Origin of the sequence: Cupriavidus sp. H18C1 (genome assembly GCF_049311595.1) — a bacterium.
Taxonomy (GTDB): Bacteria; Pseudomonadota; Gammaproteobacteria; order Burkholderiales; family Burkholderiaceae; genus Cupriavidus; species Cupriavidus cauae.
On sequence record NZ_CP186008.1, the window covers coordinates 626,673 to 638,501 of the forward strand.

Annotated in this window: 9 protein-coding genes, 1 tRNA gene and 1 pseudogene; 7 read left to right on the plus strand and 4 right to left on the minus strand. The window is 68.6% G+C overall.

The features are described 5' to 3' along the window. Positions 1 to 50 precede the first annotated feature (50 nt). The 6 genes and pseudogenes from OJJOAM_RS02910 (at position 51) to OJJOAM_RS02935 (ending at position 6,840) form a co-directional block, all read left to right on the plus strand. Positions 51 to 1,484, plus strand: a complete 1,434-nt coding sequence (locus tag OJJOAM_RS02910) for an FAD-binding oxidoreductase (protein ID WP_422648814.1) — start codon at positions 51 to 53, stop codon at positions 1,482 to 1,484. 259 nt (positions 1,485 to 1,743) lie between these two features. Continuing rightward, positions 1,744 to 3,154 (plus strand): annotated as a pseudogene (locus OJJOAM_RS02915) (selenium-binding protein SBP56-related protein). After that, the gene (locus tag OJJOAM_RS02920) at positions 3,151 to 3,807 is read left to right on the plus strand and encodes a hypothetical protein (protein WP_422648815.1); all 657 of its coding nucleotides are present in this window, start codon (positions 3,151 to 3,153) and stop codon (positions 3,805 to 3,807) included. The pseudogene OJJOAM_RS02915 and the gene OJJOAM_RS02920 overlap by 4 nt, the downstream one beginning before the upstream one ends. 200 nt (positions 3,808 to 4,007) lie before the next feature. Next, a complete protein-coding gene (locus OJJOAM_RS02925; RefSeq protein ID WP_422648816.1) occupies positions 4,008 to 5,003 on the plus strand; it encodes a Bug family tripartite tricarboxylate transporter substrate binding protein in 996 nt (331 codons plus the stop codon). 121 nt (positions 5,004 to 5,124) lie between these two features. Continuing rightward, positions 5,125 to 6,480: an acyclic terpene utilization AtuA family protein gene (locus OJJOAM_RS02930; RefSeq protein ID WP_422649479.1), complete on the plus strand. Its 1,356-nt coding sequence runs from the start codon at positions 5,125 to 5,127 to the stop codon at positions 6,478 to 6,480. Positions 6,481 to 6,489: 9 nt separating this feature from the next. Then, positions 6,490 to 6,840 (plus strand): AtuA-related protein, encoded by a 351-nt coding sequence (locus OJJOAM_RS02935; RefSeq protein WP_422648817.1) that lies wholly within the window; start codon positions 6,490 to 6,492, stop codon positions 6,838 to 6,840. Here OJJOAM_RS02935 and OJJOAM_RS02940 read toward each other — a convergent pair. Further along, positions 6,808 to 7,656 (minus strand): IclR family transcriptional regulator, encoded by an 849-nt coding sequence (locus OJJOAM_RS02940; protein WP_422648818.1) that lies wholly within the window; start codon positions 7,654 to 7,656, stop codon positions 6,808 to 6,810. The genes OJJOAM_RS02935 and OJJOAM_RS02940 overlap by 33 nt on opposite strands. A gap of 10 nt (positions 7,657 to 7,666) precedes the next feature. Continuing rightward, the gene (locus tag OJJOAM_RS02945) at positions 7,667 to 8,860 is read right to left on the minus strand and encodes an acyl-CoA dehydrogenase family protein (protein ID WP_422648819.1); all 1,194 of its coding nucleotides are present in this window, start codon (positions 8,858 to 8,860) and stop codon (positions 7,667 to 7,669) included. 346 nt (positions 8,861 to 9,206) lie between these two features. Here OJJOAM_RS02945 and OJJOAM_RS02950 point away from each other — a divergent pair, with 346 nt between their 5' ends. Then, positions 9,207 to 10,367 (plus strand): mechanosensitive ion channel family protein, encoded by a 1,161-nt coding sequence (locus OJJOAM_RS02950; protein ID WP_422648820.1) that lies wholly within the window; start codon positions 9,207 to 9,209, stop codon positions 10,365 to 10,367. 88 nt (positions 10,368 to 10,455) lie between these two features. Here OJJOAM_RS02950 and OJJOAM_RS02955 read toward each other — a convergent pair whose 3' ends face one another. Both OJJOAM_RS02955 and OJJOAM_RS02960 read right to left on the minus strand, forming a co-directional pair. Further along, positions 10,456 to 11,298 (minus strand): hypothetical protein, encoded by an 843-nt coding sequence (locus OJJOAM_RS02955; RefSeq protein ID WP_422648821.1) that lies wholly within the window; start codon positions 11,296 to 11,298, stop codon positions 10,456 to 10,458. A gap of 419 nt (positions 11,299 to 11,717) precedes the next feature. Next, positions 11,718 to 11,811, minus strand: a tRNA-Ser gene (locus OJJOAM_RS02960). Positions 11,812 to 11,829 lie beyond the last annotated feature (18 nt).

The following is an 11,829-nucleotide window of genomic DNA, read 5'->3' on the forward strand; positions in this document are numbered from 1 at the left end:
TCATCGAATCGACCCTCACCGAATCGACCTTCACCGAATCGACCGCAGCCATGACGCAAGCCCCGACCGACGCCCGCCTCCACTCCTTCCTGTCGCTGTGCCGCGCCGCGCTGGGGCCGACGCATGTGCTGACCGACGCCGAGGACACGGCGGCCTACCTGACCGACTGGCGCCGCCGCTATACCGGCGAAGCCCTGGCCGTGCTGCTGCCGGGCACCACCGAGGAGGTGGCCGCGGCGGTGCGCGCCTGCCATGCGCACCAGATCGCGATCGTGCCGCAGGGCGGCAACACCGGCCTGTGCGGCGGCGCCACGCCGGACGCCTCGCAGCCGTCGGTGGTGCTGTCGCTCAAGCGCCTGAACCGCATCCGCCAGGTCGATCCGCTGAACAACACGATCACCGTCGAGGCCGGCGCGATCCTGCAGCAGGTCCAGCAGGCGGCCAGCGAGCACGACCGCCTGTTCCCGTTGAGCCTGGCCGCGGAAGGCAGCTGCACCATCGGGGGCAACCTGGCCACCAACGCCGGCGGCACCGGCGTGCTGCGCTATGGCAATACGCGCGAGCTGTGCCTGGGACTCGAGGTCGTGACCGCCAGCGGCGAGGTCTGGCACGGCCTGCGCGGCCTGCGCAAGGACAACACCGGCTACGATCTGCGCGACCTGTTCATCGGCGCGGAAGGCACGCTCGGCGTGATCACCGCGGCCGTGATGAAGCTGTACCCCGCGCCCCGCGCACGCGTGACAGCGCTGGCGGCCGTGGAGGACCCGCGCGCCGCGCTGGCGCTGCTGGCGCTGGCGCAGCGCCACGCCGGCGCGATGCTGACCGGCTTCGAGCTGATGTCGGCGATGTGCCTGGAACTGGTGACGCGCCACTACCCGCAGCTGCGCTATCCGTTCGACCGGCCGCATCCGCAGGTGGTGCTGCTGGAGCTGTCGGACAGCGAGAGCGCCGAGCATGCGCGCGCCACCTTCGAGACGCTGATGGAAGCGGCCTTCGACGCCGGCATCGTCGCCGATGCCGTGGTGGCCGAATCGGTGCAGCAATCGCGCGACTTCTGGAACCTGCGCGAGCACATTCCGCTCGCGCAGGTCGAGGAAGGCAAGAACATCAAGCACGACATCGCGGTGCCGATCTCGCGCATCGGCGACTTCATCGCCAGCACCGACGCGCAGCTACAGGCGGCGTTTCCGGGCGTGCGCATGGTGACCTTCGGCCATCTGGGCGACGGCAACCTGCACTACAACGTGTCGCCCCCGGCGGGACAGGACCACGATGCCTTCCTCGCGCATCAGGACGCGATCAACCGCATCGTGCACGACAGCGTGCATGCGCATGGCGGCTCGATCTCGGCCGAGCATGGCCTGGGCCAGCTCAAGCGCGAGGAGAATCGGCGCTACAAGAGCGAGGTCGAGCTGGCGATGATGCGGGCGATCAAGCAGGCGCTGGACCCGCTGGGGCTGATGAATCCGGGCAAGGTGGTGTGAGGCCCGGCGGCGATGGGCTTGCCCGCGCGTCCTGTGCGCGGGTGCCATTGCCGCGGTACGCATCGTGGAAGCCATTGCGCGCGGCATCGCGGCACGCACGTTGGAAGGCGCCGCAAGACAGCGGGCAAGACAGCGCGAACGACACATAAGCTCATTCGAAATCCTTCGTAGCGCAGGCCCGCCTTTCGTTGACGCCTCTTTCGCCGCGACCTAGTGTAGATAGGTTCGCGCGGCATATCCGTGCCAGGAGGGCCATTCCATGAGCCTGCGGCCAGATCCCACATTCCACGCCTCGCCGGCACTGGCGATGCAGGCGCCGCCCGAGGAGTACGCCTACACGGTGATGCTCAGCCCGGATGCCTCGCAGCCCGATGCGCTCGCCGTCATCGACGTCAAGCCTGGCTCGCCGACCTACAGCCAGGTGGTGCATACGGTGCCGATGACCCACCGCGGCGACGAACTGCACCACTTCGGCTGGAATGCCTGCTCGTCGGCGCTGTCCCCGCTGACGGGGCACGCGTTTCTCGAACGGCGCTTCCTGATCATCCCCGGCATGCGCTCGTCGCGCATCTATATCGTCGATACCAAGCCGCATCCGACCCAGGCGGCCATCCACCGCGTGATCGAGCCGGACGAGATCTTTCGCAAGACCGGGTATTCGCGGCCGCACACCGTGCACTGCGGTCCCGAGGGGGATCTACGTGAGCACGCTCGGCGGCGGCGGCCAGGACGGAACGGACGGCGCGCCCGGCATCTTCATCATGGACTGCGAGACCTTCGACGTGCTGGGGCGCTGGGAGATCGACCGCGGCCCGCAGGACAAGCACTACGACTTCTGGTGGAACCTGCCGCGCGACTACATGGTGTCGAGCGAATGGGCGCTGCCGCCGCAGTTCGAGAACGGCCTGGTGCCCGAGGACCTGCTGTCCAATCGCTACGGCCACCGCCTGCATTTCTGGGACCTGCGCGCGCGGCGCAACGTGCAGACCATCGACCTCGGCGCCCAGCATCAGATGGCGCTCGAAGTGCGCCCCGCCCACGACCCGGTGCGCGAATACGGCTTCGTCGGCGTGGTGGTCGACACCACCAACCTGGAAGGATCGATCTGGACGTGGTGGCGCGAGGACGGGCAGTTCCACGTCGAGAAGACCGCGACGATTCCGGCCGAACCCGCCGCGGCCGATCAGCTGCCGCCGATGCTTCGGGCGTTCGGCGCGGTGCCGCCGCTGGTGACCGACATCGACCTCTCGCTCGACGACCGCTTTCTCTACGTTTCCTGCTGGGGCACCGGCGAGATGCGCCAGTACGACGTCACCGATCCGCGCAAGCCGAAGCTGACCGGATCGGTTCATCTGGGCGGCATCGCGCGCCGCACGCCGCATCCGAACGGCAAGGCGTTCGCGGCGGGACCGCAGATGGTCGAGATCAGCCGCGACGGCCGCCGCGTCTACTGGTCCAATTCGCTCTACTCGAGCTGGGACAACCAGTTCTATCCCAACGGCGTGCCAGGGGCCCAGGTCATGGCGCATGCCGATCCCGACGGCGGCCTGACGCTGGCCGACGACTTCTGGGTCGAGTTCCCCGCGGGGTACCGCGCCCATCAGATCCGCCTCGAAGGCGGCGACTGCTCGACCGATTCGTTCTGCTATCCCTCCGTCGGCCCGCGATGACGTGGGAACAGGCCGGCCTCTGGACCGGCGTGCTGGTCAGCGGCCTGTACCACGGCCTGAGCCCCGCGATGGGCTGGCCGCTCGCCGTGTCGAACGGCTTGATGGCGCGGCGCGACGACGCCGTGTTCGCCGCGCTCGGCTATCTGGGTCTCGGTCACGCCGGCGCGGTGATGGCCCTGACGCTCCCGTTCGGCCTGCTCGCGTCGCTGGCCGCCTGGCAGCGCGAGATCCGCTTCGTTGCCGCCGCCCTCGTGATCGGCTATGGCATCGCGCTGCTGGCGCGGCGGCGCCATGCGCGCGCACTCGCCCGCATCCCGCCGTCGCGGCTGGCCCTGTGGTCCTTCGCGATCGCGCTGGCGCATGGGGCGGGGCTGATGCTGGTGCCGCTCTATCTCGGCCTCTGCGGCACCGCGGCCGGCACGGGCCATCAGGCCGCGGCCTCGCTCGCCTTCGGCAACGCCGGCATGGCCGTGCTCGTCGCGCTGGTCCACACCGCGGCGATGATCGCCGGCGGCGGCGCGATGGCGTGGGTCGCCTATCGCCACGTCGGCCTCGCGCTGGTATCGCGCAGCTGGCTCAATACCGAGGCCGCCTGGGCGTTGAGTCTCGTATTGGTGGGTGGGATGTCGCTGATGGCCGCGACGGCGCGCTGAACGTACCTGCTGCCCATCGCGCCTGGCGCGGGAGGCAAGATGTCGCGCGACGCGACCGGGCCCCGCGCACACCAGAATTTTCATCCAATGAAAATCTGATCGCTTCGTTTGACGCTGCTTTCGGCGCCGCCCTACCCTGTGCCGCACAGAGTTTCCATTGACGAAACCAGCGTGCGCCTTGGCGCCGAGGAGACAAACCGATGAAGCGTCATTCCCCTGCGCGGCGCGCCCTGCTCGCCGCGATGGCGGTGCTGTGCGGCGCGGCCGTCCCCGCGATGTCGGCCATCGCGGCCGAGGCCTTCCCCACCCGGCCCATTCGCCTGATCGTGCCGTTCACGCCGGGCGGCACCACGGACATCCTGGCGCGGCTCGTCGCGCAGAAGGCCGGCGAGGTACTGGGCCAGCCGATGGTCGTCGAGAACCGTCCCGGTGCGGGCGGCAACATCGGCGCGGAAGCGGCCGCACGCAGCGCCGCCGACGGCTACACGCTGGTGATGGGCACGCTCGGCACGCAGGTCACCAACCAGTTCATCTATCCGCGCATGCCGTATGACAGCGCCAAGGACTTCGCGCCGGTGACGCTGGTCGCCAATTCGCCCAACGTGCTGTTGGTCAACAGCACGCTGCCGGCCAACTCCATCGGCGAGCTGATCGCGCTGGCAAAGCGCGAGCCCGGCAAGATCAACTACGCGTCGACCAGCACCGGCGGCTCGCCGCATCTGTCGGGCGAGCTGCTGAACATGATGGCCGGCGTCAGGATGCAGCACGTGCCGTACAAGGGCGCGGCGCCGGCGATGACTGATCTGCTTGCCGGTCAGGTCAACCTGATGTTCGACAACCTGCCGTCCGCGCTGGCGCAGATCCAGGGCGGCAAGATCAAGGCGCTGGCCGTCACCGGCGTCAAGCGCGCCTCGGTGCTGCCATCGGTGCCGACGGTGCGCGAGTCGGGGTTGCCGGACTACGAGGTCAATTCCTGGTTCGGCCTGCTGGCGCCGGCCGGCACGCCGCCCGAGCGCGTGCGCCAGCTGCAGCAGGCCGTCGACAAGGTGCTGGCGATGCCAGACGTGCGCAAGCGCATCCAGGAACTCGGCGCCGAGCCCGGCGGCGAAGGCTCGGCGGCCTTCGCGGCGCAGATCAAGGCGGATACCGACAAGTGGTCGCGCGTGATTCGCAGCGCGGGGATCAAGGCGCAATGAGCGTGCTGCACGTATCGGACGTACCGCGCGTACTGCACGTACCGCACGTCGTTCACGTACGGCTCGTATGGCACGCACGACACGTACCGCAGGAAAGAAGGACCCAGGCATGACGGACACCATGACTCGCGGCAGCACCCTTCGCATCGGCTCGGGATCGGGCTGGTGGGGCGACCGCGTCGAGCCGGCCGAACGCTCGGCGCGCCTCGGCAAGCTCGACTATCTGTGCTTCGAGACCATGGCCGAGGCCACGGTCTCGGCCGCACAGGTCCGCAAGCGGCGCGATCCGGCCTTCGCCGGCTACGACACCTATCTCGACGAGCGCATGCGCGCGGTGCTGCCGCACTGCATCGCCAACGGCACGCGCATCGTCAGCAATCAGGGATGGATCCATCCGCTCGGTGCCGCCAGGCGCGTGGCCGAGCTGTGCGACGAGTTGGCGCTGCCCGGCGTCAGGATCGCGGCGATCACGACCACCGACCTGACCGGCAACATCTGCGAGCTCGACCTGACGCTGCTGGAGAGCGGCGCGCCGGTGTCGTCGCTGCGCGGCACGCTGATCAGCGCCGAGCCCTACGAGGGCGCCGCGCCGATCGTCGAGGCCCTGCGCGCCGGCGCGCAGATCGTCATCACGGGCCGCGTCGCCGATCCCTCGCTGTTCCTCGCGCCGATGATCGCGCATTTCGGCTGGTCCCCCGACGACGTGACGCGTCTCGCGCGCGGCAGCGCCATCGGCCATCTGCTCGAATGCGGCGCGCAGGTGACCGGCGGCTACTTCGGCGATCCGGGCTACAAGGACGTGCCCGAGCCATGGAATCTCGCCTTCCCGATCGCGGAGGTCGAGGCCGACGGCAGCGCCGTGATCGCGAAGGTCGAAGGCAGCGGCGGACGCATCGACCTCCAGACCGTCAAGGAGCAGATGTTCTACGAGGTCCACGATCCGCGCCGCTATATCACGCCGGACGTCATCGTCGACTTCTCGACCGCGGTGCTGGAACAGGTGGGGCCGGACCGTGTGCGCATCGACGGGGTCTCCGGGCTGCCGGCTACCGACACGCTGAAGGTGTCGCTGGGCTGCACCGAGGGCCATATCGGCGAGGACATGTTCTTCTATGCGGGCCCGGGCTGTCTGGACAAGGCGAAGCTGGCCAGGCGCATCCTCGAGGAACGCTTCGCCATCGCGAAGCTGCAGGCCGACGAGCTGCGCATCGACTTTCTCGGCGTCAACGCCGTGCATGGCGCCGCCTCCCCCGAACCCGCTTGCGAGCCGAACGAGATCGCGGTACGCGTGGCGGCACGCACGCGCACGCGCGAGGAGGCGGCCAAGGTCGGCCGCGAGATCGACAGCATGGCGGTCTGCGGGCTGGCCTCCACCGGCAAGCGCGTGCCGCATCAGGACCGGACCCGCGAGATCATCGGTGTCTGGTCGGCGCTGGTGCCGCGCGCGCTGATCCGGTCCGAGATCCACTATCTGTAAGGAAGCGCCATGCGTGTACCCCTGCGGCGTCTGGCCCATAGCCGCTCCGGCGACAAGGGCAACACCTCGAACACGGCCGTGATCGCCTATGCGCCCGAGTTCTATCCGCATATCAAGGCGCAACTGACGGCGGCCGCGTTCAAGTCGCTGTACGGCACGCTGATCGCCGGCGAGGTGACCCGCTACGAGGTCGACGGGCTGCAGGTGCTGAACTTCGTCGCCGAGGGCGCGCTGGGCGGCGGCGTGTCGCGCAGCCTAGCGATCGACAACTATGGCAAGGCGCTGGCCAGTGCGGTGCTGCGCTTCGAGGTCGAGATTCCGGACGAACTAGCGCCGCTGCTGCGCGGGCCGGCGCGATAGGCGCACTGCCGTCCCGCGCGCTGTCACGCGCGCTGTCACCTGGCCTGGCTCGCCCTGCGGCGACAACACCGAGCCGGTCCACGCGCTGGCGATGTGGCTGGCCTCCGCCCTCAGCCGCCGCGCAAGGGCGGCCTCGCGCGCCCGCAAGCGTACCGTCTGCGCCGCGACGCTGAGCGCGCCGATCGGCCTGCCCTGATCGTCGAGAATCGGCACCGCGATGCCGCCCATGCCTTCGACCACCCAGTCGAGAAACAGTACGTGCCCGCGCGAGCGGGCCGCCTCGATTTCCGCGGCGATGGCGGCGGCGTCGAGCCGCGGATAGTTCGCCAGCTTGCGCGAGGTCTGCTGCAGGCGGTGCGCGCGTTCGGGGGCCGGCAGCCACGCCAGCACGGCCAGGCTGCCCGCTCCCACGCCGAGCGGTCGGCGCGTGCCGACCGAGACGTAGTTCGCGCTGAGCGGAACCGTGCCCGGCTCCACGTCCGAACAGACGGCCTCGCCGCGGCTGGCCTCGGTCAGCACGGCGGTATCGCCGAATTCCGCGACCAATCGCTGCAACGCCGGTCGTGCCAGCTTGCGCAGCGCGGCCCGGCGCTGCGCGACGTCGGCGAGCTGGAAGATCTCCGGGCCGATGCCGTAGCGGCGCATCTCGTCGCGCGTGGCAAAGCCCTCCTGCACCAGCAGGTCCAGCATGCGCGACGCGGTGGCGGGATCGAGCCCGGTCGCCCGCGCGACATCGCTCATGCGGCGCACTTCGGGATCGGACAGCGCGCGCAGCACGGCAAGGGCGCGCTGCACCGGTGAGGGACGCGACGGCATGGCGCGACGTTCAGCGCGCCGGGGTGCCGGCCAGCGTATCGCGCTTGATCTTCTTCGCGAGCGACCACTTGTGGACCTCGGTGGGACCGTCGTAGATGCGGAAGGCCCGCACCTCGCGCAGGATCTGCTCGACGATGGTGTCGCGCGACACGCCCAGGCCGCCCATGATCTGCACGCAGCGGTCGGCCACGCGGTACAGCGCCTCCGACACCGCGACCTTCGCCATCGAACTCTCCGCCGTGCCGGCCGCGCCGCCGTCCAGCACGCCGGCGCACCAGTCGATCATCAGCGCGGCCTGCTGCAGGTCGATCCGATTCTCGGCCAGCATGAAGCCCACGCCCTCATGGTCGATCAGCAGCTTGCCGAAGGCCTTGCGCGTGGTGGCATACGCGCGCGCGATCTCGTCGGCGCGCACCGTGCCGCCGAACCAGCGCATGCAGTGCGACAGCCGCGCCGGCGACAGGCGCACCTGCGCATAGCGGAAGCCCTCGTTGACCTCGCCGAGTACCTGGTCGGCCGGCACGCGCAGGTCGTCGAGCAGGATCTGCGCATGGCCGCCGGGCATCGAGCTGTCGATGGTGTCGATCACGCGCTCGATGCGGATGGCCAGATGCGGCAGGTCCACCAGGAACATCGTCGCCTGCGCGTGTTCGCCGTCGCCGGTTCGCGCCATCACGATGCCCACCTGGGCCCCTTCGGCGCCGGTGATGAACTTCTTGCGGCCGCGGATGATCCAGTCGCCGCCGTCCTGCGTCGCCGTGGTCTGCAGCATCGATGGATCGGAACCAGCCCCGCCCTCCTCGGCGGGCTCTGTCATGAAGAACGCCGAGCGCGCCTCGCCGCGGACCAGCGGCTCGAGAAAGCGCTGCTTCTGCGCGGGCGTGCCGACCTTGCCGAGCAGGAACATATTGCCCTCGTCCGGCGCCATCGTATTGACGGCCACCGGTCCCAGCGGCGACAGGCCCGAGCGCTTGAGCACGGCCGCGGTTTCCAGCTGCGTCAGGTGCGAACCGTCGGGCAGGATATGCGGCGTCATCACGCCCGCGGCGCGGGCTTTTGCGCGCATCTCGTCGATCAGCTCGCTGGTCGGCCCGTGCGCCGTGCAGCGCGGATCGGCTTCATAGGGGACGACGACATCGCGGACAAAGCGCTCGACGCGGTCGGCAATGACGCCGCTGCGTTCGGTGGGACACGGGGTGAACATCGTGGCTGTCTCCTTGGGGTCGGTCGTGCGCGCCGATGGCTCTGCATCGTGCTTGCCCGCCGCCGATCGTGTGGGATGGGGTGACCCGATTGTAGGGGATTCCATCCCGCGGCCCGCCGGCCATGGGGACCATGTCAGCGTTTCCCTCGTTTGAATTTTCGAAGGTGGATCGCCCGCGGCCATCCCGATGCGCGGGCCCCTGCATCAAAAAGGCGCGTGCCGCGATCCGTTGAAATAGACCCATTCCGCGCCCTGTATGGCCTGGGGTGCCGGCGCCTGCCCGCGCAGTGGCATCAATCCTGCAAGCCCCTACCCCATGCGTCCGTCTCGGCACAGGAGGTAAGGCATGAAGGAATGGCTCGATCTGAACGTCTTCTTGGGCATCCCGGCGCTCAACTGGCTGCATGCCGGCATCGCCGCCGTCGTCAGCTATCTGGTGCTGGTCACGCTGCTGCGCTTTACCTGCGCACGCCTGGACCGGCTCGCGGCCCGGACAAGGCCGGTGATCATCGACCGCATGGCGGACATGCTGCGGCATACCTCGCGCTTCGTGCTGCTGCTGGCCGCGCTGCTGATCGCCGTCGACTTCCTCGACCTGCCGCCGAAATGGGCCAGCCGTATCGGCCATCTGTGGTTCCTGCTGATCGGGCTGCAGATCGCGATCTGGATCAATCATGCCGTGACGCTATGGACGTACGACCGGCTGACCGGCACCGGGCCCACGGCCCACAATCCCGTGTTCACCACGGTGATGGCGTGGGGCATGCGCGTGATGCTGTGGTCCGTGCTGCTGCTGGCGGTGCTGGCCAATATGGGCGTCAACATCACGGCGTTCGTGGCGAGCCTGGGCGTCGGCGGCGTGGCCGTGGCGCTGGCCGTGCAGAACATCCTCAGCGACCTGTTCGCGTCGCTGGCCATCGGCCTGGACAAGCCCTTCGAGAACGGCGATTTCATCGTGTTCGGCGACATCGCCGGCAGCGTCGAGCGCATCGGCCTGAAGACCACGCGGCTGCGCGCGCTGAGCGGCGAGCAGATCGTCTGCAGCAATACCGAACTGCTGAAGACGACGATCCACAACTACAAGCGCATGGCGGAACGCCGCATCCAGTTCAATTTCCGCGTGACATACCAGACGCCGCCGGAAACGCTGCGGCGCATCCCGGAAATCGTCAAGGCGGCCGTCGTCGCCGCCGGCCGCACGCGCTTCGACCGCGCGCATTTCAAGGGCTTCGGCGAAAGCGCGCTGGAGTTCGAGGTCGTCTACTTCGTTACCGATCCGGACTACAACCTGTACATGGATATCCAGCAGTCGATCAATCTGGCGATGGTGACGGAGCTGGCGAAGCTTGGCGTGAAGTTTGGGGTGCCGGTGCGCAAGGTGCAGGTGGTCGAAGCGCAAGCCGATGCCGAGGGAGGAGTGAAGGCCGACGCTCGCAGCGGTCCTCGCGATGCCGGCGGGCGGGAGCGAGGATGGGCGGGACCGCAGCTCGATCGGCGCCATGCATGACTGCCCCAGGGCGGACAGCGGCTGTAGAAACCACGCGCGGTCGATGCGGCGGCCCCCGGCGGTGCCGGCGAGTCGGCCGTGGCCGCTCTCAACCCGTCGCGCCACGAAGCCGGTGTTGATGCTCGCGCGGCAAGGTCGCAACGCGTGCCAATATCCGCTCTCGCAATTCCCGCTGTATGGACTCACCGAACCAGCCGGTCCCGCAGGCCAGCCCGAACATCGCCAGGCCTTGCAGTTCATCGGACCGCGATCGATCGAAAACGTGAAAGACGCGATCGATCATCGACCGGGCCTGACCATCCGCGTCGCCATTGAAGGCTAGACAGCAATAATCCACGCAGTGTTCGATCAAGGTCTGCCGACCGGTCTGCCTGGCCAGCACGGAGTCCGGTAAGGTGCCCAGGGCGTCGATCAGCGCGATTGCCGCATCCAGGCGATTGCACTTCGCCAGCGCGCGAAGCTTCGCCGATATGGCGAGCAGAATGGCGGCGGTTTCCTCGTGCCCCATCCGGGCGGCCATCACGTCGGCCACCAGCGCACGGATATCGGAGTGCTCGCCGATTCCGCCCACTTGCATCCGAAGCCGGGAAGGCGCGAGCAGCAGCCGATCGTTGTGCTGGAACAGCGCGCGCATCGATGCGCTGACGCTGGCCAGGTGCGCGACATCGCGGTGGTCCGTCAGCCAGTTCGTGATGGCGTGCATCAGTTCGATCGGCAGCGATTGGAGCGTGGCCGTGTTCCTGGCGGGCAACGCCGGCGAAGGCGGCGGCAGCGCGATGCAAGCCGGTGCGGCGGCGGCATCGGGCAGCGGGCTCGCGATATCGGCCGCGCCGCCGCGGTTGTGAAACAGGCGATCCACCACGGCGGTAAAGCTGTGACGGATGCGGGCAAACGGTCCGCGGTTCGCTTCGGCGCGATGCTGGGCTGGCATCGGTTCGATACGGACCTGGACTGTGCCTCCATGTTGCCCGGCCGGACTCAGGCAAACGCTGCCGTGTCGGGCAGAGGCGTCGCCGGCGCCAGTGGCTGGCGGCGATTCGGAGGACGACTGCGGGGTTGGCTGGGAGGACGGCTGGGAGGACAGCTGGGACAGCGCCGGGGGAGATCGAGGATCCGTACATGGCTCGCCTTCGAGGGGGGTTGAACGAACCCGGTACGGTAGTGGTCGATGGCAAACCGCGATATCGCGTGTGTGCGGCTCGTTCTTGTTTTTTGCTGTGGAGGCGGACAGCCATCGCCTGCGAGCCAGGAGCCCGGAGCCCGGAGCCAAGGGCCAGAAGACAGGCGCAAAAAAACAAAACCCCGGAAGACCGCGATCTTCCGGGGTTCCGCCGCCATGTACCGATGTACTGGCGGAGACGGAGGGATTCGAACCCTCGATCCAGGTTTTGGCCCGGATGCTCCCTTAGCAGGGGAGTGCCTTCGACCTCTCGGCCACGTCTCCCAAACTTGCGTTGTGCGA